Genomic DNA, 26,229 nt, shown 5'->3' with positions numbered 1-26,229 from the left:
CCGATTGTTAGGCATTTCCCCCATACTTTGCAAAATATGCACGGCACTCATCGACCAAGTCGTTGAAACTGATTTTCAAAGAGCTCGATGTTAATGTGATTGGACTACCATACATCTTTAAATTCGCGCTGTTGAAGACTCGCTTTACGATGCCTCTATCTTCGATATATTTATTAGGGTTGGTTACCTTAATGATAATTATTTTTTGATATTGAACCTGGATTATGTCTAAGCCTACAATTTCAGACCATGGAATAAATCCCGCTGACCATCCACAGGAATTGTCAACTATCCCTGCTGGACTCAAGATAAGACCGGATTCTTTTCGGAAAAGTTTATTGGCCCAAGACACTCCCACAAAGCCAAAGAATAAGATTCCCATCACCCCAATAGCGTGAACAAATAGTGGACTATTAAAGCGACGAGAAGATTCTATTTCGGCTGAATCCATTTGGAGCAACCAAATCCCTATAGTGACAAATACCCACGCACCTAAAAACAGTAGAAAGATTTTATTCTTGCTTAATTCAATTACTCTTTGATCATCTAGATTCATATGGTTTGTTCTCTGCCTAACTCGTTATTGACCGGCCAGGACTGGTATCTAATATTATATGCAAGCATCTAATACTATATCCCGGCATCTAACTGTAGATACCGGGATGCATATAATAATAGATGCTTATGACAGTCCCTCAGGCATCTAATATTAGACGCTTTCATTCGCCATCATTTTGATTGCTGCATCCAACAATAGATGCTTCTCCAACTCTGTCTCCCCGGAACTTACCCGATTAACGCTTGCAAATTTTGTCCGCATTCTCAATCAGGAAATGTCGCTTATTTCTCCTGTTAATGCCCCTTCACGCACTTCGTCGTCGAATCGATTGTCGCTCCAGCATCTTGAAGTTCAGCGCAAGTGACCGGCGCGAAATCTTCAACCAATCTGCTTGAAGAAGAATCATAAACGGTCGTCACACCGTAGCGGGAACGGGTCAGGTCTGCTCCCCTGAAATCCGCACGGTTGAACGTGGCCCCCGTCAGTGTCGTCCCCTCCAGGTTGGCGCCCCGGAAATTTGCCCCTCCCAGATCCAGGGAACTGAGGTCGGTATAGGACAAGTCTGCGAAGGAGAAATCCGCTCCTTTCAGAACGGCGCCCTTGAATGTCGCGTATCTGAGCTTTGCCCCCGTAAAACTGGCATTTGTCAGGTTGGCGTCGGTGAAGTTCCCTTTTTCAATATTCACCTTCTTCATGTCGGCGCCGGTAAAATTGGCGCCGTTGAACCTGGAATGGTGGATGTAGGCCCCTTCGCTGTCAACGGCAATCGAAAATTGACCCACTTTACCGGTTGATCGGCAATTGAAAAATGACCCACCTTCCTGGGTTAATCATCCATCTGGGGTGTCGGCAGTTGCTGCCCGAGAATGCCAGCTCGGCGCTTCTCTTTCAATCGGTAGCTGTCACCCCTGATCTGAATGACATGGGCGTGGTGCAGCAACCGGTCGAGCATTGCTGATGTGAGTGCCGTGTTGCCGCCGAAAGCCTGTTCCCATTCCCCAAAGCTCAGGTTCGAGGTGAGGATGACGGAACCTGTTTCGTACCTTTTGGCGATCACCTGAAAGAACAGGTTTGCCTGTGTTTCGCTGAACGGAAGGTATCCAATCTCGTCGATGATGAGTAGTCTCGGCCCCAGGACACTGCGCCGCATTACTTCCTTGTACCGCCCCTGGCGCTGGGCGCTTTCGAGTTGCAGCATCAGGTCCGCAGCGGAAATGAAGCGCACCTTCACGCCGCACTGGGTTGCCCGGTAGCCGAGGGCAATGGCGAGGTGAGTCTTGCCGGTACCGCTGGGACCGAGCAGGATTACATTCTCCCGACGCTCCAGAAACGCCATTGCCGATAGGTCCAGGATTCGCTGCTTCGGGGCGCCGGTGGCAAAATCGAAGTCATAATCCTCAAGGGTCTTGATCGCGGGAAAGCCCGCGAGCTTTGCCATGGTGTGGCGCGAGCGCCCCTGCCGGACGTCGTTCTCGGCCTTGAGTACCTGCTCGAGATAGTCGATGTATGACGACTCCTGCTTTGCCGCAGCATCGGCAAGGTCGGCGTACACATCGGTCACCGCCAGAAACTTCAAGTCGTCGCAGAGGGTGACCATACGCTGGTGCTGGATGTCGCTCATAGCCGCCCCTCCTGAAGGATCTGATCATAGAAGGAGGCGGGGCGCTGAAGTGGGATCACCGGCCACGGCATGGGAGTGATGACTTCCGGCTTGCCCTGCTCAACCTTAACCCTTGGCGGCAGCGGCGACATTGCCGCGCGCTCGATCTTGAGACGATCGCAGGGGCGCTCGCTGGTCTCGCCATGGATTCGGCAGTTGGCTACGTCATTAAGCCAGTTACGGACCTCGATGTTGGCGGTCGCGACATCGAGAGTTAATCCTGCCTGCTTAAGGCGCGAGACCAGCGGATAGTAGAAGCTGTACCGCAGGTAGCGGTTGAACCGCTCGACCTTTCCCTTGGTCTTGGCGCGGTACGGCTTGCACAGCCGGGGGATAAACCCGAAATGCTTGGCTGTGTCCCACAGGCCGGAGTGGAAGCGGTGCTTGCCCTCGCCGAAGGCGTTTCGCTCCAGAACCACAGTCTTCATGTTGTCATAGAGCACTTCACGCGGGACGCCGCCGAAGAAGGAAAATGCCATCTCATGGCACTCACGAAGGACATCAAAGGCCTGGCTGGTGGTGAAGACGACGAACGAATCGCGGCTGAAACCAAGGGTTCCAACGAACGCGTACAATGGGTGTTTACCCCTGCGCAATTCGCACCAGTCGGCTTGCATCTGCTTGCCGGGCTCCGTTTCAAACCGGACAACCGGCTCCGGAGTGACACGGGAGTAAAGTGTCGCCAAAAACGTTCTTACGGTGCGCTCGCAGCCATCGTAGCCAAAGCTGGCAATTTCCCGAGCAAGCACCGGAGCAGGAATCCGGTGTGGCAGCGCCGCCTTCACCCGCTCTTCGAGAAAGGCTTTAAATGGATCTAGCTTCCCCGGCCGCTTCGCCCGTTCTTTGTATCTGGGATCGGCCGTTGATCTGAGGAACTTCCTGACCGTGTTTCGGCATAGCCCGGTGATCCGCGAGATCTCCCGGATGCTTTTGCCCTGTTTCTTGAGAATTCTGACTTCCATACACTCTTCCTTTCCGATCATGCCGACCCTCCAGGTCGGCTAGGTTATCAGGAAGAGTGGGTCAATTTTCAATTTCCGAGGTGGGTCATTTTTACATTGCCGCTAACACTTCGCACTTGGCCGCGCTCACGTTGGCTCTGACGAATATCGCCTCGTCCAGGCTTGCCCGTTCCATGAGGGCATTTGTCAGATCGGCGTCGGAGAAGTCGCACTCACCGCAATCTTCAATTTTCGCTCCGCTGAGGTTGGCCCCGGCGAAATTGGAATCGTCCAGTTTCACCCCCTTAAGGTCGACTCCCTCCAGGTCGGCATGGGCAAAGTCGCATTCCTCGCATTCTCCGAGGGCCTTTGCGCGATCGATCACAGCAGGGTCAAACCCATGGGAATCGGGTATTGATCCTGCGAAACTGCAGGCGGATATTGCTGCAAGCATCAACAACCTGTTCCGTAACATGTTTATGCCTCCATCATTAGAGTATGCACATGTCTGCACTATCTCAAGTCACGGAAGTGGTGTCAAGGCTGAAAGCTGATAAGCCGAAGCGCGAACCGAGTGGACTGCCGGTCCGTTAATGCATCATGAGATCGATTGTCAGTTCATCACCTGTAGGAAAATACCACGAGGATAGATGATTGCTTTGAATCTGGCGGCTGAATCATTCTTCATTTATTTAACAGAGAGCAATTATTTGCTGGGAAAAAGCAAAATCTGCAAAGATAAATCTGGAGATCATGGTTTAGTTGTTGTGAAATTATTACCCTTGACATGCCAAGTTACCATTGGAAGTGGGGAATAACAGTACCCAATAAAGACAGGCGGTCGAGTTTCGTCGGTACTTAACAATGGGAGGTTAGTCATGAAAGAACACATGATGCAGGCGGTAACTGGTTTATTTTGCGGGTTGGCGCTGCTGGCGCAGGCGTCGGTGTCGTGGGGTGTCACGCTCATGACCGAAAACAGCATCGACACGATTTCTTTTTCGTTGCCGACCAACGCTCCAAATGCCCCATTGAGCATTACGTATGGGGACTTTGAGAGCAATGTGTCGGGCCGAATTTATGACAACACGGGTGCGTTGGTGGCTTCGGGAGCCGCATCCAACACCGGCAGCTTCAACGGAGCAATTGACGGGTCCATAGGCTCATCGGTTCCCGTTTACTCGACAAGTAACCGCTTTGCACGTGTCAACTCAGCCACGGAGTTGACGCCTTTGATCGGGAATCCCGACCCTCTGGCCGACCCGTTGAATTCGATATTTACCGTTATCGGATCGACCATGGCCGGATCGTTGGGGGGGCACAGTGTGCGCGCCATGGACTCAGCCCAGTATCTCCAGTTCTTGAACGTCAATGGAACCGGAACCGGTGCCTTGACGGCCAGTGCGAATTACATTTACACCTTCACTCTGGGCGTTAGCCCGTTCGGAGAGCCGCCTTTTACCACAAACGGCATGACGCAAGTACATTTTGAGATGGGAACATTTACTGGATCGATACTCAATTACGTGCTCAACCCGCTGGTTACTTTTGATTCCCCTCTCTTTTCCATGTCCCTCCTTGACATGGCAGATCCGCTCAATGGCATGGATATATTGAATCTGTTTACCTCGGATCCCCTTACGGTGAATGGAGGCTCATCTTACTATTTCCTTGCCCGGGCGAACACCGATACCGCAGTGAATTCCGTACCTGAGCCGGGGACCATCATGCTTGTCGGTTCCGGTCTCCTGGGAGTGTTCCTGTTCAGAAAAAGAATAACTGGAATCTCCTTTTAGACCGTTGAATGGACTTGTCTGGGCTTGCAGCTAACAGAAAGGACGGACCATATGAACAAGATCAGCAGAAGGAAATTCCTGCAGATAAGCGGATTTGCGGCAGGCGCTACCATGCTACCGCTGCCGATGAAGTGGCTCGGGCGGCGTGATGTCTTTGCTTTCTACCAGACGCCGGCCAACCAACTCGGACTCTTTAAAACCAAGCTGCGGGGCGTTGGCCCGGCCGGCATCCCGCTGGCGACTCCGGATGGGTCGGCAGGTATAGGGGGGGCTGCCCATTACACTTTCAATATCGGGCAGTTCACCGATCAGTTGCACCCCGCTCTTGGTCCGACGACCCTCTGGGGGTACAATCCACAGAATGCCTTGGGCGTTACGGGGGTTCCGGCCCAGAAGCACCTGGGTGGAATCATTGTGGCAAATAAGGGGGTGCCGATCCAGCTCACGTTCACCAACAATCTTCCGAACAAGCATATCCTGCCTGTGGACAAGAGCGCCAATTTTCCCGATGCGGCGCAACATGTAAATGACGCTTCCGTGCACCTCCATGGCGGATTTGTCCCGTGGATCAGCGATGGCGGACCCATGGCCTATTTTGGCCCCCCGACCATCGCTAACCCCAATGGCGTTTACGGCCCGAGTGTTTCCGACGGAGTGAATCCGAACCTGTTTCAGCAGGTGTTGAACTCTAACCTGGATCCGGGGCAGGCCGAGTATTACTACCCCAACCAGCAGAGCGCCCGGATGATGTGGTATCACGACCACACCCACGACTGCACGCGTCTCAACGCGTACGCAGGACTTGCCTCCGTCTACCTCATTCGGGATACCTTCGAGGGGAACCTGAGGAACCTGGGACTTCCCGATTATATCGAAAACGGGGGATTCGAAATCCCCCTCGTCATTCAGGACAAGATCTTCGTCGGTTCGAATATTGGCCTCTATGACCCGACGTGGCCGGGGCCGAGAACGCCGGGAAGCCTCTGGTACCCCCATATTTACGAGAAGAACCGCTGGCACAAGGTTTACAGCCCCCTGCGGATGCCTGCCCCCTCAGCCGTTCCCGAGATGTTCGGAGATACCATGCTGGTCAACGGTACGGTATTCCCAGAGGCCACAGTGGAGGCGCGTCCCTACCGTCTGCGGATTCTCAACGTCTGCAATGCCCGGTTCATGAACCTGCAGCTCTATGTGGACGACGGCAGCCTGAATGGTGTTACCTTGAATCCCGTTACCGGCAATCCCCCGCCAAGTGCCGCATTTGTGGACGGCACACAGAACCAGCCGGCCGTCCTCCAGCTCGGCACCGAGGGGGGCTTCCTGCCAACTCCGGTGCTCGTCCCGACCAATGTGCCGTTCGGCTTCGATCCGGTGACCGGCGCCCCCACCGGGAGCATCCTCATGGGGCCGGCGGAGCGGGTCGATCTCATCGTCGACTTCAAAAATTACATCGGGAAAAATGTTATCCTTTACTCCGATGCGCCGGCGCCGTTCCCCTTGGGAGATCCGCGCAACGACTACTTCCCGCAGTGGAACACCGCAGGCAACCCGGCCAACGCCCTGACCAAGAACGGTTTCGGCCCCAATACCCGCGTCCTCATGCGATTCAAAGTGAAGGCGGCGACCAGCAGCGTCGCGGCTGTTTCGATCAATACGGCCACCGATCTGTCGGCCGGAAACGATCCCCTTCCGCTCCCCGGAGGAGCTCCGATCATCGGTGGTGCGCTGCAGCTCCCTCCGGGAGTTCCTGTCAGACCGCTCACCCTGAACGAGGTTTTCGACAGCTACGGCCGTCTCCTCCAACTCCTCGGGACGAACGTCCCCACTGCCAACGCCTTTGGCTTGGGCTACATGGACAATGCGACGGAGGTTGTCAATCTTGTGAATGGGGAGAAGGTGGAGATATGGCAGATAGCCAACCTGACCGGCGACACCCATCCGATTCACTTCCACCTGGTGAACGCCCAGCTCCTCGGGCGGCAGCCCTTTGACGTGGTGCACTATAACGGGACTCCCACGTATATCGGCCCGGCCCGCGGTCCCGACCCGAACGAAACGGGATTCAAGGAAACGATCCGGATGAACCCCGGCGAGGTCACGACGGTGATTATGAGGTTTAAATTCCCGACGGTCCCGTTCACCGTCCCGAACAGCCTGAACCCGAACTTGGGGATAAGCGGGAAAGAGTACGTGTGGCATTGCCATATCCTCGATCATGAGGAGCACGACATGATGAGGCCGCTGGTGGTCATCTAGAATGAGCCTCCAGGCGACGACAGCAACCCGGTGCGTTAGCGCCGGGTGAGGAGAAGCCCCGCGACGTTTTGCGGGGCTTCTGTTTGGGATCACGGGAATCTCGATCTCGACCTTCCCCTTGGTGAACTGATCGTCGTCACCGGTGTCTCCGGCTCGGGGAAGTCGTCCCTGGCCTTCGACACGGTCTATGCCGAGGGGCAGCGCCGCTACGTGGAGACCTTCTCTCCCTACGCCCGCCAGTTCCTGGAGCGGATGGCCTGTCCGCACCCCAGTTCAGTTCCCTCAGTGCCGTGCTCCTGAAGTTGCACAATTTCAACCCTCATCTAGAATTGGAGAAAGCCTTTCTAGCTCGACCGGGGTTAGTGTCGCACTTGTCTGGGTGAATCTCCGTGGGCGTTGACAACGTTCTTAATCCCCCGGTTCTGGCCTTTATAGCAAGGAGGCTTGATGGAAACCGTTCGCGACATCCTGATTCAGATCAAGCAATTCCTCGAAGTCCCCCTCGTGAAGCTGGGCAGTGCGCCGGTGACCCTCTGGACCATTATCCAGCTCGTGGTGCTGGTGGGGCTCCTCTTCTACCTCTCGGGAAAACTCCGGGGCTGGATCGTGGATCAGTTCCTCACCCGGACGAGGATGGAGCTGGGGGCTCGCCAGGCCACCGGCTCCATTATCCGTTACACCATCATTGCCATCGGTTTCATCATCATTCTCCAGACCGCCGGCATCGACCTCACCACCCTTAACGTCTTGGCCGGCGCCGTGGGAATCGGTGTCGGTTTCGGCCTCCAGAACATCGTCAACAATCTCGTTTGTGGCATCCTCATCCTCTTTGAGCGCCCCATCAAGGTGGGGGATCGGATCGTGGTGGGCAACGTGGAGGGTGACGTGGTGCATATCGGCGGCAGAAGCACCACGGTGGTGACCAACGACAACATTACGATCATTGTCCCCAACTCGAAGTTCATCACCGAGAATGTGGTGAACTGGAGCCACAACGAGCGGAAGGTCCGATTCCGGATACCGGTCAGCGTCGCCTACGAAAGCGATGTCCAGCAGGTGGAGCGGCTGCTGCTGGATGTTGCGGCTGCAAACCCGGATGTGCTGGAAAAGCCGGCTCCCGGGGTTCGGCTCATGGAGTTCGGCGACAATGGCCTCAACTTCGAGCTCAGGGTCTGGAGCACCACCCTCATTCACCGGCGAGGTCTCCTGACGAGCAACCTCAACTATGCCGTTTACCGCGCCTTTGTCGAACATGGAATCGAGATACCCTTTCCTCGCCGTGATGTCCGTATCCTGCGTGAGGCGCGTCAGGCGGAACCGTTTGACGGCAACGGCAGTTCGTGAGGGCGCCTGCTGTTACGTGAGGACGCTGAGCGTGGCCGATAACGTGGCAGGTGCACGTTTTGCCTGCTATACTCTCTCCCCATGAGCCACGAATCGATTTCCATCCGCAACGCCCGCCAGAACAACCTCAAAAATCTCGATCTCGACCTTCCCCTCGGCGAACTGATCGTCGTCACCGGCGTCTCCGGGTCGGGGAAGTCGTCCCTGGCCTTCGACACGGTCTATGCCGAGGGGCAGCGCCGCTACGTGGAGACCTTCTCCCCCTACGCCCGCCAGTTCCTGGACCGGATGGACCGCCCGGCGGTGGACCGGATCGACGGGATCCCCCCGGCCATCGCCATTGACCAAACCAACCCGGTCCGCACCTCCCGCTCCACCGTGGGGACCATGACGGAGCTGAACGACCACCTGAAGCTCCTCTTCGCCCGGGGGGCGCGGCTCTTCTGCCGCGGCTGCGGCCGGCCGGTGCGGCGCGACACGCCGGAGAGCATTGTTGATGAGCTGCTGGCGCGAAACCCTCACCCGGCCTCCGGCCACCCTCTCCCCAAGGGCGAGGGTAACGATCTCTCCCTCTCCCCCTCTGTCCTCGTCACCTTCCCGGTACCGGTGCCGGCCAACTTCTCCGCCGACGAGGTGAAGGGGTTCCTGGCCGGCCAGGGGTACACCCGCATCCACCGGGAGGAGGACGGCATCCTGGAGGTGATCCAGGATCGGACGCGCCTGGCCCCGGAGAACCGCTCGCGGCTGGTGGAGGGTATGGAGGCGGCGCTGCGGGTCGGCCACGGGAGGGTGCTCGTTTACCCCTTGGGCGGCGACGGTACACCGGGGGAGCCGCGGCGGTTCTCTAGTGATCTCCACTGCCCTGACTGCGACATCTCGTACCACGATCCGGCGCCCCACCTTTTCTCCTTCAACTCGCCGGTGGGGGCCTGCGCCACCTGCCGGGGGTTCGGCCGGGTGATCGGCATCGACCACGGCCTGGTGATCCCTGACGAGTCTAGGACCCTGGCCGGCGGCGCGGTGAAGCCGTGGCAGACCGAGAGCTACCGGGAATGCCAGGACGACATGATGACCTTCGCCGCCAAGCGGGGCGTCCCCGTCAATGTGCCGTGGCGTGAGCTGACGGAGGAACAGCGCCACTGGGTGCTTGAGGGGGAGGGCTCGTGGGATGAGGGGCTCTGGTACGGGGTGCGGCGCTTCTTCGACTGGCTCGAAACCAAGAGCTACAAGATGCATATCCGGGTACTCCTCTCCAAATACCGCGCCTACACCCTCTGTCCCGCCTGCCGGGGGGCGCGGCTGAGCCCCGATGCGCTCCTCTGGCGACTCGGGACCAGAGAGGAGGCCGACAAGGTGCTTTCCCCGGAACTCCGCTTTCGCCCCGAGGGGATGGAGCTGTCCGATGAGATTCTGCGTAATCTGCCCGGCCTCACCATCCACGATGTCATGCTCCTCCCCCTGGACCGCTGCGCGGAGTTCTTCGGCGCCCTGGCGCTGCCGCCCCCCCTGGACGAGGCGGCGGAGCTGCTCCTGCGGGAGATCCGCGCCCGCCTCGGCTACCTGGGGACGGTGGGGCTCGGCTACCTGACCCTGGACCGCCAGTCCCGGACCCTCTCCGGCGGCGAGGTGCAGCGGATCAACCTGACCACGGCCTTGGGGACCTCCCTCGTCAACACCCTCTTCGTGCTGGACGAGCCCTCCATCGGCCTCCACCCCCGGGACATGGGGCGGGTGATCGGAGTCTTGCGGCAGCTGCGGGACGCCGGGAACACGCTGCTGGTGGTGGAGCACGACCCCCAGGTGATGCTCGCCGCCGACCGGCTGTTGGACATGGGCCCGGGGCCGGGGGAGCGGGGAGGGGAGGTGGTCTTCTTCGGGACGCCGGGGGCGATTCTGGGGGAGAAGCGGTCGTTGACGGGGGAGTATCTGGCGGGGCGGCGGCGGATCGCCCCTCACCTGGCCTTCGGCCACCCTCTCCCGGAGGGCGAGGGTTATGGAAACCCCCTCTCCCTCCGGGAGAGGGTTGGGGTGAGGGCAGAGGAGAGGGAGAATGTCGGATACGTGGAAATCCTCGGCGCCGCCGCCCACAACCTCACGGGGATCGACGTCCGCGTCCCCCTCAATCGCCTCGTCTGCATCACCGGCGTTTCCGGCTCGGGCAAGTCGACCCTGGTCCAGGATGTGCTCCACCGGGGGCTCCTGAAGCTGAAAGGAAAGCCGACGGAACTGCCGGGGGCCCACGCCGCCATTAACGGGGCGGAGCTGATCGGCGACGTGGTGCTGGTGGACCAGTCCCCCATCGGCAAGACGACCCGCTCCAACCCGGCCAGCTACGTGGGGGCCTTCGACGCCATCCGCAAGCTCTTCGCCGCCGAGCCCCTGGCCAAGGAGCGAGGGTACACCACCGGCACCTTCAGCTTCAACGCTGGCACCGGGCGTTGCCCCGCCTGCGGCGGCAACGGCTTCGAGCATGTGGAGATGCAGTTCCTCTCCGACGTCTACCTGCGCTGTCCCGACTGCGACGGCCGCCGCTACCGCCCCGAGGTGCTGGAGGTGCGACTCGTGCCGGCCGGGGACGGGCGCCCCGTCTCCATCGCTGATGTGCTGGAGATGACCGTGACCGAGGCGGTGTCTTTCTTTGCCGGTCACCGGGAGGTGCTCCGGGGTCTCGAACCCCTGGAGGCCGTCGGCCTCGGGTATCTCCGCCTCGGCCAGCCGGTGCCGACCCTTTCCGGCGGCGAGGCCCAACGCCTGAAGCTGGCCGGGCACCTGGCCCAAGTGGGAGGTCGGAAGCGGGTGGAGTCAGGGAACCTCTTCCTCTTCGACGAGCCCACCACCGGCCTCCACTTCGAGGACATCGCCCGGTTGCTGGCCGCCTTCCGACGGCTCCTTGAGGCCGGCGACTCCCTGGTGGTGATCGAGCACAACCTGGATGTCATCGCCGCCGCCGACTGGCTCCTGGACCTGGGACCCGAGGGGGGCGACGGCGGCGGGCGGCTGGTCTGCGCCGGCACCCCGGACGAGGTGATGGTGTGCGATGAGAGCCACACCGGTCGGGCCCTGCGGGAGTACGGGGAGGAACTGGCCGCCCTGGTGAGGGAGTCGACCCGGACCGTGGCAGAGGCGCCCCCCGCCGTGGTGCCGGACCGCTCCATCCGTATCGTCCACGCCCGGGAGCACAACCTGAAGAACGTCACCATCGCCGTCCCCCGGGACCGCTTCACGGTCATCACCGGCATCTCGGGGAGCGGCAAGTCCACCGTCGCCTTCGACATCCTCTTCGCCGAGGGGCAGCGGCGCTACCTGGAATCCCTCAACGCCTACGCCCGCCAGTTCGTCCAGCCGGCGGCCCGTCCCGACGTGGACGCGGTCCTCGGCATCCCCCCCACGGTGGCCATCGAGCAGCGGACAAGCCGGGGGGGGCGCAAGAGCACCGTGGCGACCCTGACGGAGATCTACCACTTCCTCCGGCTCCTCTTCGTGAAGCTCGGGGTGCAGCACTGCCCCGACTGCAGCATCCCCATCACCCCCCAGACCCCGGATGCCATCGTGGCCCGGCTCCTGCGTGATTTCCGGGGGAAGCGGGTGGCGCTCCTGGCGCCGCTGGTCACGGCCCGTAAGGGGTACTACACCGACTTGGCCAAGTGGGCCGCCGGGAAAGGGTTTACAAGCCTCCGGGTGGATGGCGTCATGACCCCCGTGGAACCGTGGCCGCGGCTCGACCGCTTCCGGGAACATGACATCGACCTTCCCGTGGGGGAGATCACGGTGGCGGCGAAAGGGGAGGGGGCGCTGCGGGAGCTGCTGGACCGGGCCCTCGCCTTCGGCAAGGGGGTGGTGCGGGTGGCGGTGGCGGGGGGGGAGGAACAGCTCTACTCGACGCTCCGCGCCTGCACCTCCTGCGGCCAGAGTTTTCCTGAGCCCGACCCGCGGCTCTTCTCCTACAACTCCCGCCATGGCTGGTGCCCCCGCTGCTTCGGCACGGGGCTGGAGATCCCCGGCTTCGACGCGGAGCAGTCCGGCGAGGAGATCTGGTGGAACGAGTGGTTCGAGGGTGAGGAGCGGACCTGCTCCGCCTGCCACGGCGCCCGCCTCAACCCCGAGGCCCTGGCGGTCCGCTTCCGGGACCGGAACATCGCCGAGTTGACGGCCCTTACCGTGACCCAGGCGGCTTTCTTTGTGCGCGACCTGGGGCTGGAGGGGCGGGAGGCGGCCATCGCCCGGGATATCGTGGCCGAGATCACGACGCGGCTCGCCTTCCTGGGCGAGGTGGGGCTCGGCTACCTCGCCCTGGACCGGGCGGCACCCACCCTCTCCGGTGGCGAGGCCCAGCGGATCAGGCTCGCAGCCCAGCTGGGCTCGAACCTGCGGGGGGTCTGCTACATCCTCGATGAGCCCACCATCGGCCTTCACCCCCGGGACAACCGGATGCTCCTGGACACCCTGCGGAAGCTGGAGGGGAAGGGGAACACCATCGTGGTGGTGGAGCATGACGAGGAGACCATCCGCCGGGCTGAGCACGTCATCGACCTGGGCCCCGGCGCCGGCGTCAACGGCGGTCTGGTGGTGGCCGAGGGAACCCTGGAACAGGTGATGGCGGCCCCGGACTCCCTCACCGGCCGCTACCTGGCGGAGCCCCTGCGTCATCCCCTCGTGGAGCGGCGTCCCGCACCGACACCGGAGGAGCCGAGTATCCAGGTGTTGGGGGCCATCCTCCACAACCTGCAAGGGGTCGACGTCGCCTTCCCGCTCCGGCGGCTCGTCTGCGTCACCGGCGTCTCGGGGAGCGGCAAGAGCACCCTGGTGCGCAACGTCCTCCACTCCTCCATCCAGGGGCTCCTGGCCCACGGCAAGGGAGCCCATACCGTGGCCGGGTGTCGGGAAATCACAGGGTGGGAGCAGCTCACTCGCGTCCTGGAGGTGGACCAGACCCCCATCGGCAAGACCCCCCGGTCGTGCCCCGCCACCTACGTGGGGTTCTGGGACGCCATCCGGAAACTCTACGCCGGCACCACCGAGGCGCGGCTCCGGGGGTACGGCCCCTCCCGCTTCTCCTTCAACGTGAAGGGGGGGCGGTGCGACGAGTGCGAGGGGCAGGGGGTGAAGACCATTGAGATGAGCTTCCTCCCCGACGTGAAGGTGGCGTGCGAGGTCTGCGGGGGCTTGCGCTTCAACGCCGAGACCCTCATGGTCCGCCACCGGGGGAAATCCATCGGCGACCTCCTGGCCATGAGCGTGGACGAGGCGGTCGGGTTCTTCGCCGCCCACCGGGCCATCCTCCACCCGCTTCAGCTGCTGCAGGACGTGGGACTGGGGTATCTGACCCTGGGGCAGCAGAGCCCCACCCTTTCCGGAGGCGAGGCCCAGCGGATCAAGCTCGTCACCGAGCTGGCCAAGGCGAAGCCGGTGAAGGACGCGCTCCGGGTGCCGCGAAACGCACCCCACTCCCTCTATATCCTGGACGAGCCCACCATCGGCCTCCACATGGCCGACGTGGAGAAACTGGTCCGGGTCCTCCACCGGCTGGTGGCGGCGGGGAATTCGGTGGTCGTCATCGAGCACAACCTGGACGTCATCGCCGAGGCCGACTGGCTCATGGACCTGGGGCCCGAGGGGGGGGACGGCGGCGGGATGGTTGTTGCCCAGGGAACGCCGGAGGAGGTGGCCCGTATGGGCGGCGTTTCCCACACGGGGCGGATACTTGGGGAGTTCCTGCGGGAGCGGGGATCGGAAGGGGAAGTAAAGCGGACACGAGAGTGATTTCTCCCTTGAAGTGAAGGGGAGGGGTGTTGTAGGTTGTTTCGAAATTAGAATTTGATAAAAGGGGGAATGGTATGCCAATCACAAAGGGTAAAGTATTCGGCGGGATAGCCGGAATAGTGGTGCTGGTGCTGGTGGCGATTGCCGGATACACATGGTTTTCTCTCACCTGGACCTATTCCACGGGGGAGCGCGCCGGATACGTGCAGAAGTTCTCGAAAAAGGGATGGGTGTTCAAGACCTGGGAGGGTGAGCTGCAGATGCTTCCAGTGCCCGGCGCAATCCCGGAGAAGTTCGCGTTCAGCGTGAGGGATGACGCCATCGCCCAACAGATCAATGCTGCCGTAGGGAAAAAGGTCGTTCTCCACTACGGGCAGCACAAGTGGGTTCCCTCGACGATCTTCGCGGAAACGGAATACTTCGTGGAAGAGGTGAAGGTGCTGGAGTAGCCGGGAGCGTGCCGGAGGCGTGATGGGGTATTCGCTCCTTGCCGATGCGGTGGTGCTCGTCCACGGCCTGTTCGTGCTCTTCGTGGTGCTGGGCGGGCTTGTGGTGCTCCGGTGGCCGCGGCTGGCATGGCTCCATGTTCCGGCGGCCATATGGGGAGCCATGATCGAGCTGAGCGGCAAGGTCTGCCCCCTGACCTACCTGGAGGTCCGCTTCCGGCGCCTGGCCGGGGAGACGGGCTACACGGAGAGCTTCATCGAGCACTATATAGTCCCGCTCATCTACCCGCCTGGGCTCACGCGGGGGTGGCAGATAGCCGTGGGGCTTCTGGTGGCGGCCCTGAACCTGGCGGTCTACGGAGTGCTCCACCGTCGCCGTCGCTAGCCGTCTGTCCCGTCTTCCATTCCTTTACTCCCCCCTTCCGTCTGATACACTCTTCCTGAACACCACGAACGGAGGAGATCCCCATGAGTGCCCTTTTCACTCCCTTTACCCTGCGGTCGGTCACCTTCCGCAACCGCATCTTCGTCTCCCCCATGTGCCAGTATTCGAGCCTTGACGGGATGCCTACCGACTGGCATCTGGTCCACTTGGGGAGCCGGGCCGTGGGGGGAGCGGGTCTCGTGATGGTGGAGGCGACGGCGGTGAGTCCCGAGGGGCGCATCAGCCCCGACGACAGCGGCATCTGGGACGACCGGCATGGGGAGGGGTTCGCCCCTATCACCCGCTTCATCGCCGAGCAGGGGGCGGTTCCCGGAATCCAACTGGCCCATGCGGGCCGCAAGGCCTCCACCGATCTCCCCTGGCGCGGCGGGCTCCCCTTGGGGCCAGAGGCCCGGGGGTGGCAGCCGGTGGCGCCGAGCCCCCGCCCCTTCGCGGCCGATTATCCCGTTCCCCGGGAGCTGACGGTGGAGGAGATGGACGATGTGGTCAGCCAGTTCCGGGATGGGGCCCAACGGGCGTTGGCCGCCGGTTTCCAGGTGGTGGAAATTCACATGGCCCACGGCTATCTTCTCCACGAGTTCCTCTCCCCCCTCTCGAACCGACGGACGGACGACTTCGGCGGCAGCCTGGAGAACCGGATCCGTCTCCCCCTTCGGGTGACCCGGGCGGTGCGGGAGGTGTGGCCCGCCGATCTCCCCCTCTTTGTCCGGATATCCGCCACCGACTGGGTCGAGGGTGGATGGGACCTGGATCAATCGGTGGTCCTTGCCCGAAAGCTGAGGGAGGCTGGCGTCGACCTCGTCGACTGCTCGGCCGGCTTCCTCACTCCCGACGCGGTCATCCCCTTCGGATCGGGGTACCAGACCCCCTTTGCCACTGCCATCCGGCGCGAGGCCGGAATCCCCACGGGGACCGTCGGTTTCATTACCGACCCGGCCCAGGCGGAGCAGATCGTGGCCACGGGGCTCGCCGACGCGGTACTCCTGGCCCGGGAGATGCTCAGGGATCCCTACTGGCCCCTCCACGCCGCCCGTTCCCTCGGGGTCAACGTTCCGTGGCCTCCCCAGTATGAGCGGGCGAAACTCCCCTGATAGCCGCAATTACATGGTATAAAGCGTATCGTCGTGGGCCGGGGGGGCGAGCCTCTTTTTTATCCCCCGAATCCCCTCTTTGGCAAAGGGATTGTCGGCGTCGAGGAGGTCACCCATCTCCGCCTCGATCTTTTCCGGGTCTTCGCCTGCCTCCAGCCGTCGCATGGCCTCCTCGAATCCCGATCCCAGATTCATCCCCGTGGCATCCTGGAGTTTGCGCATGAAGCGGGCCATCTGCCGGGGGTCGTTCTCGTCCATCCCCTCCATCTCTCCGGCCAGCCCCATCATGGCCCGCTCCAGCTTTTCCTCGTCCAGATCGGGCATCCCTTCCAGCGGTTCTTCTGTTCTCCCCTTGGAGAAGGCGAAGCGGGATACCTGGCGTTGCAGTTCGTGACGGCCGCACCGGGGGCAGTCGGGGCGCTTCTCCGTATCCACCCGGCGGGAGAGGAAGTTGAAGATGGTGTGGCAGTCGGCGCAGTAGAATTCGTAGACCGGCATTGATGGGGCTCCTTTCGATACCGTATGCAGCAAGATAACCACGGAGTTCCTGCCCCGTCAAGTTCGGTGGTCCCGGAGACGGTTGCGGTATGGGGTGGTATACTGGAAGCAGGTTCCCGGGAAGGAGGCAATGTCATGTCCATGGATAAAATCTGGTATACCCTCGATGAGGCGGCAGCGAAATTCGGCGTTCCCTCGGCGCGGATTCTCTCGTGGGTGGAGGATGGCCTTGTGCGAAGCGAGGATGAGGGGGGGAAGATCGTCCGGGTGAACGGCGACGACTTGGAGTTGAAGGTGGAGGAGTTGACCGGCCTCTGACGGGAAATCACGTTAATCCCAGGACGGCGGCGAGATGGCGTAAAAGTCGCAGCCCCTACGGAAGAGAGAGGGTGAAGGTCTCTTCTCCATATTCGGTGGCTGTGTAGTAGGCGGCCATGAAATCTCTGCTGCGCCGGGCAACTGCGTAGTTGAGCCCCGTGGCCGCGGCCGCCTGCTCCAGGAGCTGGTCGTCACCGAGTGAGGGGTTTTTCTTCCGGGCTGCATCGATGGCCTGGGTGATGGCAAGCCCCGCGGCGAAGGTCTCCCTGTCGGGGAGGTAGAGGCGGGGGCGGTCCACCGTTTCACCCTTTTTATCCTTGGTGCCGATGAGGGTGTTGGCCTCCTCCATCTGCTCCAGGGAGGGGATGCCGTAGCGCATATCCACCTTCCCCCGGTCCCAGGTAACCTCGGCCATGGCACAAACGGGGCAGTCCACCGAGGGTTTCAGGGTCAGGACGATTCTCTCCGCTGCCGGGACTTTCTCCTTCAGCTTCTTCAGCATCGCCACCGCCGCTGCCTTCAGGTCCGACCGATCGCTGTCGAAGGTGACGATTCCGATTCCCTCCACGGTTTTCCCCCTGTTGCCGAACCTGACGTTCCGCACCTCGAAGTTGAGATCTTTCCGCACTGTTCCCGTCACAAAGGGGGGCTCCTTGGCGGCGGGGGACGGCACCACCGGCGCCGGGTTTTTCTGCTTCGGTTCGGGCTCCAGCCAGAGGCCGATCCGCCATGCCAGGAAGAGGGCGATGAAAAGAGAGATGATGCCGGTAACGAGCTTGTAGGTTCTGCCGTTCATGGGGATTCACCTGCCAGGGGAGTTGATGGCCGCGGTACTGATTCCAAGGGTACAGTGATTGACTGGAAATGCAAACGTAGAGGGGGATGTGCGGCATAATCCCTTGACAGATTTCGTCCAAAACTGCTACGGTCTTGCCATTACCATCAGCTGTTCCCGGATACCGCGACAATCGTAAGCCCTGGAATTTACCAGGGCTTTTTTGCTTCGAGGAACGCAGAAAGAAGGAATCAATGGAATTCAAGGAGTTCAACCTCCACCCCCAGGTTATGGCCGGTGTCACGGCGGCGGGGTACACGACCCCTACGCCGATCCAGGCCCAGGCGATACCGACTGTCATGGAGGGGCGCGACGTCATGGGGCTCGCCCAGACCGGCACGGGCAAGACCGCAGCCTTTGCGCTGCCGATCCTGCATCGGCTCGCCCAGGGAGAGCGGGGGCGCGTCCGGGCCCTGGTCATTGCCCCCACCCGGGAGCTGGCCGAGCAGATCAATGACAGCTTCGTCACCCTGGGGCGCCAGACCCGGCTGCGGAGTGTCACCGTCTACGGCGGCGTTAACGTCAACCCCCAGATTCAGAAGCTCAAGGCGGGCGCGGAGATCGTCGTGGCTTGCCCGGGGCGGCTCCTGGACCACATGGCCCAGGGGACCATCGACCTCTCGCACCTGGAGGTGCTCGTCCTGGACGAGGCGGACCAGATGTTCGACATGGGCTTTCTCCCTGACCTTCGCCGGATCCTGAAGCAGCTTCCCCCCAAGCGCCAGACCCTCCTCTTCTCGGCCACCATGCCCATCGACATCAGGGTCTTGGCCCAGGAGATCCTGCGGGACCCGGTCACGGTGCAGGTGGGGACCGTGGCCCCGGCGGTCACCGTCACCCATGCCCTCTACCCGGTGGAGCAGCACCTGAAGACGCCGCTCCTGCTGGAGCTGTTGCGTCACACCGACACCGAGTCGGTCCTCATCTTCACCCGCACCAAGCACCGGGCCAAGCGGCTGGGTGAGCAAATGGAGAAGGCCGGCTACAAGGCCGCGTCCCTCCAGGGGAACCTCTCCCAGAACCGGCGCCAGGCGGCACTGGACGGGTTCCGGGACGGCACCTTCCAAATCCTCGTGGCCACCGATATCGCCGCCCGGGGGATTGATGTCTCCCAGGTGTCCCACGTCATCAACTACGACATCCCCGACACCGCCGAGGCGTACATCCACCGCATAGGCCGCACGGGCCGGGCCGCCCGCAGCGGCGACGCCTTCACCATGGTGACGAGCGAAGATACGGCCATGGTCCGCACTATCGAGCGTAAGCTCAACACCTCCCTAGAGCGCCGCACCATGGCCGGCTTCGACTACAGCGTGCCGGCACCGAAAAAGGACACCGAGTTCGCTCGTCCCCCCCGGCAGCCCATGCCGTCCCGCCGTCCCACGGAGGCGAAGAAGGGGGGAGCCCGTCAAGGTGCATCCCATCAGCCGGGAAGCGCCAAACCCGCCGAGGGGAGGCGTTCCCAGCCCCAAGCTGCGAAGGCAAATCCAGCCCGCACCGCCGGAACCGGTGGCCAGCGCACCGGCCAGCAGCGCCGTCAGCCCCGCTGACCTGCACTGCTGTCACGGAAACGAAAGAGGGGGAAGCTGCGCTGGCGGCTTCCCCCTTTCTATTAAAAAGTCAGTTGAATAACACGGAGAGACGGAGAACACGGAGAAAATAAAATAGATTGAAATGCTACAGAGGCGAGAACATTGCTTTCAACGGGATTGGCTTGAAAGGGTTTTACTCCGTGCTCTCCGTTTCTCCGTGTTATTTGATGTCTTATTACCGCTCCGCCACCAGGAACTCGCTCCTGATCAGCTCGAAGTGGTTGCGGTGGGAGCGGATCTTCCACCAGACGCTCCCCTCCCGGGCGACGGTCCAGGGGGGGGCGATGATCGCCTCCTTCCCCCCCAGGATTGCCTTGACGTTGTCCATTCCCCGCCCCGAGTAGGGGCCCGACTCGGTTCCCCCAAGCCATTTCTCTTCCGGCGCGTTGGCCGTGGACCAGGAAAAGGGATCGGACAAGAGGAACGATGCACCAGACAGTCGGGCGACCCGGTTCATCTCGTAGAGGTGGGCCAGGGGGTAGGAGACCCGGTCGATGAGGTTCAGGGAGGCGGTCCGGTCGAAGGTCTCCCGGGCGAAGGGGATGGCCAGGGCGTCGGCCACGACGAACTCCACTTCGTCGGTCCGCCAGCAATCGGGGAGGGTAAGGCGGAATTCATCCCGCAGGTTCCCCTCCCGGGGAAGGGAGAAACGGATCTGTCTCTCCCGGGCAAGTTGCCGCGCCGCCCGGATGAAGGTGAGGGAGAGATCGAAGCCCACCGCGAGCCCGCTCCGCTGCCCCAGTTCGAAGGTGAGCCTCCCCACGGCGCAGCCGGCATCGAGGGAGGTTTCGGCGTTTCCGGCAAGGGCTGACGCCCAGGAGGCGTAGGCGTCACCCGCCTCCGGGTCCCCGGCCAGGTCCGCGAAGTGGCTCCAGAGATAGGTGGCCAGCGTCCCCTGCTCCTCGTACTTCCACTGTCCCCCCGACGGCCCCGTGTCCGGATCGGGAAGGAGCACGGCAATACCGTCCCGGATCGGGAACCGGCGCCGGCATCCCTTGCAGGAGAGGTGGCCCGCCGTGATGTCGCCGTCCGCTTCGGCGGTGGCCGTGAGCTCCAGGGGGCGCTCCTTGGGGAGGCAGGCGGGACAGACGAGGAGGGGGGCAATGCTCCGCTTCATGGGAGTCGGCGCCTCACGCGGCCTGTCTGGCCAGGAGGTACTTGCCGACCCAGTGCTTGGAGAACTGGTAGGCGGTGCGGCCGCAGCGCTTTTTCTTGTCGTGGGACCACTGGATGGCGTCGAGCCTTAGTTGCTCCGACCAGGGGATATCCACCTCCCGGGTGCGGGCCTCGCGCTCCACGCAGAGGCGCACCGCTTCCAGGTAGCGGTCCTGGGTGAAGACGTGGAACGGCACCCAGAGGCCGAACCGGTCCGAGAGGGCGATTTTTTCCTCCGTGGCCTCGCTCTCCTGCAGTTCGCCGTTGACCAGCTTCCAGCCGATGTTGTCTGATTCGTACTCGGGAAGGAGGTGACGGCGGTTGGACGTGACGTAAATCAGGACATTCTCGGGAGGGGAGTAGACCGACCCGTCCAGGGCGCTCTTGAGGATTTTGTAGGTCAGCTCCCCCGGCTCGAAGGTGAGGTCGTCGCAGAGGAGGATGAAGCGGTAGGGCTCGCCCTCCACGGCGGAGAAGATGTCCGAGAGATAGATGAGGTCTTCCTTCTCCACCTGGATGACCCGGAGCCCCTCGCAGGCGTACTCGTTGAGGAGCGCCTTCACCAGTGACGACTTCCCTGTCCCCCGGGATCCCCAGAGGAGGGCGTTGTTGGCTGGGAGCCCCTTCAGGAACTGGCGCGTGTTGCTGATCATGATCTCCTTCTGCTTCTCCACTCCCAGCAGTTCATGGAGGGAGGTGGTATCGGTCACCCTGACCGCCTGGAGAAAGCCGGAAAAGGAATGGCGGCGCCAGTTGGCGGCGTAGCAGGTGGACCAGTTGACCGGCTTTACGGCCCGGGGGAGGAGCATCTCCACGGAGCTGAGGACGCGTTCCAGCTGGGCAACGAATTCGGGTTTCATGGTAAGCATGGTTTTTCTCTTTTCGTGATGTTGATTATGCAAGTTTGTGAGACTGTAGCGACGTGTTCGCGGTAAAGCGGCTAACGGTTCGAAAAAACAAGATAAAACAGTGGTTGTTTTTGGTATACGTCATCCCAGCGCCCTCTGTCAAGTCCAAACCCCGGGCCTGTGGCCGTAAACGCGCTCCCCGCGCGGGTAGGGAGAATTCCCTTCCGCACACGGAAAAGCCCCCGGCCGCGAGATACGACCGGGGGCTTTTGCCACTTTCATGGGGGATACTACAGACCCAACTGCTTGAAGAAGTCATTCCCCTTGTCATCCACCAGGATGAAGGCCGGGAAGTTCTCGACCTCGATCTTCCAGACCGCTTCCATCCCCAGTTCGGGGAAGTCGATGCACTCGACCTTCTTGATGTTCTCCTCGGCCAGGACCGCGGCAGGGCCGCCGATGGAGCCCAGGTAGAAGCCGCCGTGCTTCTTGCAGGCATCGGTCACCTGCTGGCTCCGGTTCCCCTTGGCGATCATGATCATGGAGCCGCCGTTCGCCTGGAGAAGATCCACGTAGGAGTCCATGCGGCCGGCAGTGGTGGGGCCGAAGGAGCCGGAAGGCTTGCCAGCCGGGGTCTTGGCCGGTCCGGCGTAGTAGATCGGATGATTCTTGAGATAGTCGGGGAGCGGTTTGCCGCTGTCGAGAATCTCTTTGAACTTGGCGTGGGCGATGTCGCGCCCCACCACGATGGTGCCATTCAGCAGCAGCGGCGTGGAAACCGGGTGCTTGCTCAGTTCGGCCAGGATCTCCTTCATGGGGCGGTTCAGGTCGATCTTGACCCCGTGCTCATGCTTGCCGCGGTACTGCTCGGGAATGAGTCGGCTCGGATTGCGGTCCAGTTCCTCGACGAAGAGGCCGTTTTGGGTGATCTTGGCCTTGATGTTGCGGTCGGCGGAACAGGAGACCGCCATCCCCACGGGGCAGGAGGCGCCGTGGCGGGGAAGCCGGATGACCCGTACGTCATGGGCGAAGTACTTGCCGCCGAACTGGGCGCCGATGCCGAGCTTGTAGGCCTCTTGGAGAAGCTTCTCCTCCAGTTCCACGTCGCGGAAGGCCCGGCCGTGCTCGTTCCCCGTGGTGGGGAGGGCGTCAAGGTACTTGGCGGAGGCGAGCTTGACCGCCTTCATGCAGGCGTCGGCCGAGGTACCGCCGACCACGACGGCGATGTGGTACGGCGGGCAGGCGGCGGTTCCCAGGTACTTCATCTTGCCCACCAGGAACTTGAGCAGGCTGTCCGGGGTAAGGAGTGCCTTGGTCTCCTGGTAGAGCATGGTCTTGTTGGCGGAGCCCCCCCCTTTGGCCATGAAGAGGAACTTGTAGTAATCGCCGTCCACAGCCTGGATGTCGATCTGGGCCGGCAGGTTGGTGCCGGTGTTGACTTCCTTGTACATGTCCAGGGCCACGGTCTGGGAGTAGCGGAGATTTTCCTCGGTGTAGGTCTTGTAGACCCCCTTGGAGAGAAACTCCTCGTCCTTTCCGCCGGTCCAAACCTGCTGCCCTTTCTTGGCCACGACGGTGGCGGTGCCGGTGTCCTGGCAGAGGGGGAGCTCGAAGTTGGCGGCGATCTCGGCGTTCCGCAGGAATGCCAGGGCAACCCCCTTGTCGTTCTGGGAGGCTTCCGGATCCCGGAGGATCTTGGCCACCGACTCGTTGTGCTCGGGGCGGAGCAGGAAGGAGACGTCCCTCATGGCCGTGTTGGCCAGGACGGTGAGTGCCTCGGGATCGACCTTGAGGACCTCTTTCCCTTCGAAAGTTGCGACGCTGACATACTTCTCCGAGTCGGGAATCTTGTAGTACGACGTCTCATCTTTCTCGAGGGGGAAGGGTTCCTGGTAAACGAACGGCTTGGTGGACATACATGCTCTCCTTTCGCGTGGGTTTATGAGGAGTTTTCTGTATACAGTATGCAGGTCGCAATCTTATGTAATATTTTTCATTTTGTCGAGAGGGAAGTTGAACATAACCGGGAGATTGCAGTTGCGAACAGCCGATCTTCTGGTACATGTTGTAAGAACGTCATAACGCGGTAACATGACGATGATAATCGGAACAACAGAGGCCTCAGCAGAAAAGCTCATTCGGGAGGAAAGCACCATGAAGATGCAGGAGATCAAGGAAATTGCCAAGCAGCGGGGGGTCAAGGCCGGCACCCTGAAAAAGGCCGAGCTGATCAAGGCCATCCAGCGCATGGAAGGGAATTCCGACTGCTATGCCGAGGGAAAGGCCGCAAACTGTGGTCAGGACCAGTGCCTGTGGCGGGAGGACTGTGACTGAAACCCGGTGCTGCGCGGAGGAATGAAGGGCGGGGCGGGCTGTTTGGTCGCCCCGCCTTTGCTTTTGTGCCGATGGGGAGGCGGGTCAAAATCGTTGACCGGGTAGGCGGCGCGAGTTATAGTACCCCCTTCCCCCACTTGCTTCCGGCATTCGTTTTAAACATTCCCAAGGCAGGCCATGTCCGCAGTAGACCTGAGAAAAGTTCCTCCCCAGAGCATTGAGGCCGAGATGTCGATCCTCGGCGGGATTCTCCTCGAAAACGAGGCGATCAACCGCGCCCTGGAGATCATCGAGGCCGACGACCTCTACCGGGAGACCCACCGGAAGATTTTTCGGGCCATGGTGGACCTCTCCACCCGCAACGAACCCTGCGACCTCATTACACTCACCGACGTGCTCAAACGCTTCGGGGAGCTGGAGGAAGTGGGAGGGGCCGCGTACCTGGCCACCCTGGTCGATTACGTCCCCACTGCCGCCAACATCGCCTACTACTGCCGGATGGTGAAGGAGAAGTCCATCACCCGCCGTCTCATCACCGCGGCCACCGACATCGTCACCAAGGGGTACGACGTGGAGACCGGGGTGGAGGAGCTTCTCGACACGGCCCAGAAGAACATCTTCGAAATTGCCGACAACAAGCTTCGCCCCGCGTTCACGCTGGTCGGCACCATCCTCAAGGATACCTTCAAGCACATAGAGACCCTCTACGAGAAGAAGGAGCATGTCACCGGCGTCCCCACCGGTTTCTACGACCTGGACGAGATGACTGCAGGCTTCCAGCGGGGGGACCTCATCATCATCGCCGGTCGCCCCTCCATGGGGAAGACCGCCTTTGCCCTCAACATCGCTCAGCATGCCGCGGCCCACGCCAGCACGCCGGCGCCGGCGGCCATCTTCTCCCTGGAGATGAGCAAGGAGCAGCTGGTGATGCGGCTTCTCTGCTCCGAGTCCCGAGTCGACGCGAGCCGCCTGCGGACCGGCCATCTGGTGGATACCGACTGGCACAAGCTGACCAGCGGGGCCGACAAGCTGGCCAAGGCGAAGATGTTCATCGATGATACTCCGGCCATCCCGGTGCTGGAGATGCGGGCCAAGTGCCGGCGTCTCAAGGCGGAGCACGGTCTGGGGCTCATCGTGGTCGACTATCTGCAGCTCATGCGGGGGTCGAGCACCGAGTCGCGCCAGCAGGAGATCTCGGAGATATCCCGCTCCCTCAAGGCCCTGGCCAAGGAACTGGACGTGCCGGTGGTGGCCCTGTCGCAGCTGAACCGCTCCCTGGAGAGCCGCACCGACAAGCGCCCCATCATGAGCGACCTGCGGGAATCGGGCGCCATCGAGCAGGACGCCGACGTGATCATGTTCGTCTACCGGGACGCCGTCTACTGCGACGACTGCAAGAAGCGGGACGGCTCCTGCACCAAGGAGCACGACAAGGACGCCGAGATCATCATCGGCAAGCAGCGTAACGGCCCCATCGGAACGGTAAAGCTCCTGTTCAACGGCCAGTACACCAAGTTCGAAAACCTGGAGAAACGTCATGACTACTAGCATCCATCCTTCAGCACAGATAAGCCCCTCCGCCACCATCGCCGACGGCGTTGAGATCGGCGCCAACGTCATCGTGGGGGACCATTCCTCCATCGGCGCCGGCACGAAGGTGATGGCCAACGCCGTCATCGGCCCCTGGACGAAGATCGGCGAGAACAACACGATCCATTACGGAGCCATCGTTGGCCATGACCCCCAGGACTTCGGCTACAAAGGGGAGGAGAGCTGGACCATCATCGGCAACGGCAACATCATCCGCGAGGGTGCCACCATCCACCGGGGGAACCGGCCCGGGACGAACACGGTGGTCGGCGACAACAACTTCTTCATGGTCAACTCCCACGTGGGGCACAACTGCGTGCTGGGGAACAATATCATCCTGGTGAACGGGGTGCTCCTGGCCGGCCACGTGGTGGTGGAGGACCGGGCCATCGTCTCCGGCAACTGCGTGGTGCATCAGTTCTGCCGGATCGGAAAATTTGCCATGATGCGGGGGCTTTCCCGCACCTCCCGCGACGTGCCCCCCTTCTGCATCATGGACGACACCCACACGGTTAAGGCTCTGAACCTCGTGGGACTGCGCCGCAACGGCTTTGACCAGGCCCGCATCCGCGCCATCAAGAATGCCTTCAAACTCCTCTTCCTTTCGGGGCTCAATATGCAAAACGCCCTGGCCGAGGCGGAGCGCACTCTCACCATTACCGACGATGTCCGCTACCTTCTGGACTTCATCAAGAGCGCCAAGCGGGGGGTCTGCTTCGGACACGGCGTGATCGTGGACGTGGAAGAGAAAGACTAAAAAG

Annotated in this window: 22 protein-coding genes and 1 pseudogene; 13 read left to right on the top strand and 10 right to left on the bottom strand. The window is 61.6% G+C overall.

The features are described 5' to 3' along the window. Positions 1-7: 7 nt before the first annotated feature. The 5 genes from GMET_RS13000 to GMET_RS12980 all read right to left on the bottom strand — a co-directional run bounded on the left by GMET_RS13000 (position 8) and on the right by GMET_RS12980 (position 3,545). A complete protein-coding gene (locus GMET_RS13000; protein WP_004514792.1) occupies positions 8-556 on the bottom strand; it encodes an STM3941 family protein in 549 nt (182 codons plus the stop codon). A gap of 296 nt (positions 557-852) precedes the next feature. Then, the gene (locus tag GMET_RS12995; RefSeq protein ID WP_049756810.1) at positions 853-1,341 is read right to left on the bottom strand and encodes a pentapeptide repeat-containing protein; all 489 of its coding nucleotides are present in this window, start codon (positions 1,339-1,341) and stop codon (positions 853-855) included. Positions 1,342-1,385: 44 nt separating this feature from the next. Next, positions 1,386-2,180 (bottom strand): IS21-like element ISGme4 family helper ATPase IstB, encoded by a 795-nt coding sequence (istB, locus tag GMET_RS12990; RefSeq protein WP_004514800.1) that lies wholly within the window; start codon positions 2,178-2,180, stop codon positions 1,386-1,388. After that, positions 2,177-3,202, bottom strand: coding sequence for an IS21-like element ISGme4 family transposase (istA, locus tag GMET_RS12985; RefSeq protein WP_004514801.1), 1,026 nt, complete (start codon positions 3,200-3,202; stop codon positions 2,177-2,179). The genes istB and istA overlap by 4 nt, the downstream gene beginning before the upstream one ends. A gap of 70 nt (positions 3,203-3,272) precedes the next feature. After that, complete coding sequence (locus GMET_RS12980) at positions 3,273-3,545, bottom strand: pentapeptide repeat-containing protein (protein WP_049756809.1); 273 nt, start codon at positions 3,543-3,545, stop codon at positions 3,273-3,275. Between the two features lie 493 nt (positions 3,546-4,038). Here GMET_RS12980 and GMET_RS12975 point away from each other — a divergent pair, with 493 nt between their 5' ends. The 8 genes and pseudogenes from GMET_RS12975 to GMET_RS12940 all read left to right on the top strand — a co-directional run bounded on the left by GMET_RS12975 (position 4,039) and on the right by GMET_RS12940 (position 16,298). Further along, complete coding sequence (locus tag GMET_RS12975; protein ID WP_004513450.1) at positions 4,039-4,956, top strand: PEP-CTERM sorting domain-containing protein; 918 nt, start codon at positions 4,039-4,041, stop codon at positions 4,954-4,956. 51 nt (positions 4,957-5,007) lie between these two features. Continuing rightward, complete coding sequence (locus tag GMET_RS12970) at positions 5,008-7,212, top strand: multicopper oxidase family protein (RefSeq protein WP_004513451.1); 2,205 nt, start codon at positions 5,008-5,010, stop codon at positions 7,210-7,212. Between the two features lie 45 nt (positions 7,213-7,257). Next, positions 7,258-7,503: pseudogene (locus tag GMET_RS12965) on the top strand (hypothetical protein); the annotation flags it as partial. A 156-nt stretch (positions 7,504-7,659) separates the two neighbouring features. Next, the gene (locus tag GMET_RS12960; protein WP_004513452.1) at positions 7,660-8,556 is read left to right on the top strand and encodes a mechanosensitive ion channel family protein; all 897 of its coding nucleotides are present in this window, start codon (positions 7,660-7,662) and stop codon (positions 8,554-8,556) included. 81 nt (positions 8,557-8,637) lie between these two features. Further along, positions 8,638-14,316: an excinuclease ABC subunit UvrA gene (gene uvrA / locus GMET_RS19250; RefSeq protein WP_011366071.1), complete on the top strand. Its 5,679-nt coding sequence runs from the start codon at positions 8,638-8,640 to the stop codon at positions 14,314-14,316. Positions 14,317-14,390: 74 nt separating this feature from the next. Next, positions 14,391-14,765 carry a hypothetical protein gene (locus GMET_RS12950; RefSeq protein WP_004513455.1) on the top strand — a complete coding sequence of 125 codons (375 nt, stop codon included), beginning with the start codon at positions 14,391-14,393 and terminating at the stop codon, positions 14,763-14,765. 22 nt (positions 14,766-14,787) lie between these two features. After that, positions 14,788-15,147 carry a DUF2784 domain-containing protein gene (locus GMET_RS12945; protein WP_004513456.1) on the top strand — a complete coding sequence of 120 codons (360 nt, stop codon included), beginning with the start codon at positions 14,788-14,790 and terminating at the stop codon, positions 15,145-15,147. Between the two features lie 83 nt (positions 15,148-15,230). Further along, on the top strand, positions 15,231-16,298 hold the full coding sequence (locus GMET_RS12940) for an NADH:flavin oxidoreductase/NADH oxidase (RefSeq protein WP_004513457.1): 1,068 nt from the start codon (positions 15,231-15,233) through the stop codon (positions 16,296-16,298). 9 nt (positions 16,299-16,307) lie between these two features. Here GMET_RS12940 and GMET_RS12935 read toward each other — a convergent pair whose 3' ends face one another. Continuing rightward, positions 16,308-16,796: an FmdB family zinc ribbon protein gene (locus GMET_RS12935; RefSeq protein WP_004513458.1), complete on the bottom strand. Its 489-nt coding sequence runs from the start codon at positions 16,794-16,796 to the stop codon at positions 16,308-16,310. 135 nt (positions 16,797-16,931) lie between these two features. On the opposite strand from GMET_RS12935, the gene GMET_RS12930 reads away from it, so the two are divergent. Continuing rightward, positions 16,932-17,114, top strand: a complete 183-nt coding sequence (locus GMET_RS12930; protein ID WP_004513459.1) for a helix-turn-helix domain-containing protein — start codon at positions 16,932-16,934, stop codon at positions 17,112-17,114. A 55-nt stretch (positions 17,115-17,169) separates the two neighbouring features. On the opposite strand, the gene GMET_RS12925 is transcribed toward GMET_RS12930, so the two are convergent. After that, positions 17,170-17,910 carry a hypothetical protein gene (locus tag GMET_RS12925; RefSeq protein WP_004513460.1) on the bottom strand — a complete coding sequence of 247 codons (741 nt, stop codon included), beginning with the start codon at positions 17,908-17,910 and terminating at the stop codon, positions 17,170-17,172. Between the two features lie 233 nt (positions 17,911-18,143). Between GMET_RS12925 and GMET_RS12920 the strand changes: the two genes are divergently transcribed. Continuing rightward, a complete protein-coding gene (locus GMET_RS12920; RefSeq protein ID WP_004513461.1) occupies positions 18,144-19,499 on the top strand; it encodes a DEAD/DEAH box helicase in 1,356 nt (451 codons plus the stop codon). 217 nt (positions 19,500-19,716) lie between these two features. On the opposite strand, the gene GMET_RS12915 is transcribed toward GMET_RS12920, so the two are convergent. The 3 genes from GMET_RS12915 to GMET_RS12905 all read right to left on the bottom strand — a co-directional run bounded on the left by GMET_RS12915 (position 19,717) and on the right by GMET_RS12905 (position 23,460). Continuing rightward, complete coding sequence (locus GMET_RS12915) at positions 19,717-20,658, bottom strand: methyltransferase domain-containing protein (RefSeq protein WP_004513462.1); 942 nt, start codon at positions 20,656-20,658, stop codon at positions 19,717-19,719. Between the two features lie 13 nt (positions 20,659-20,671). Continuing rightward, entirely contained in the window at positions 20,672-21,565 is an 894-nt protein-coding gene (locus GMET_RS12910; RefSeq protein ID WP_004513463.1) for an ATP-binding protein, read from the bottom strand. A gap of 269 nt (positions 21,566-21,834) precedes the next feature. Beyond that, positions 21,835-23,460 carry a fumarate hydratase gene (locus GMET_RS12905; RefSeq protein ID WP_004513464.1) on the bottom strand — a complete coding sequence of 542 codons (1,626 nt, stop codon included), beginning with the start codon at positions 23,458-23,460 and terminating at the stop codon, positions 21,835-21,837. Between the two features lie 175 nt (positions 23,461-23,635). Between GMET_RS12905 and GMET_RS12900 the strand changes: the two genes are divergently transcribed. The 3 genes from GMET_RS12900 to lpxA all read left to right on the top strand — a co-directional run bounded on the left by GMET_RS12900 (position 23,636) and on the right by lpxA (position 26,225). Further along, positions 23,636-23,878, top strand: a complete 243-nt coding sequence (locus tag GMET_RS12900) for an SAP domain-containing protein (RefSeq protein WP_390139390.1) — start codon at positions 23,636-23,638, stop codon at positions 23,876-23,878. Between the two features lie 177 nt (positions 23,879-24,055). Next, positions 24,056-25,426: a replicative DNA helicase gene (dnaB, locus tag GMET_RS12895; protein ID WP_004513466.1), complete on the top strand. Its 1,371-nt coding sequence runs from the start codon at positions 24,056-24,058 to the stop codon at positions 25,424-25,426. Further along, complete coding sequence (gene lpxA, locus GMET_RS12890) at positions 25,416-26,225, top strand: acyl-ACP--UDP-N-acetylglucosamine O-acyltransferase (protein ID WP_004513467.1); 810 nt, start codon at positions 25,416-25,418, stop codon at positions 26,223-26,225. The genes dnaB and lpxA overlap by 11 nt, the downstream gene beginning before the upstream one ends. Positions 26,226-26,229: the final 4 nt, after the last annotated feature.

Origin of the sequence: Geobacter metallireducens GS-15 (genome assembly GCF_000012925.1) — a bacterium.
Taxonomy (GTDB): domain Bacteria; phylum Desulfobacterota; class Desulfuromonadia; order Geobacterales; family Geobacteraceae; genus Geobacter; species Geobacter metallireducens.
Note: the sequence above shows the minus strand (reverse complement) of the source record. Positions and strands in the feature narration are given on the sequence as shown.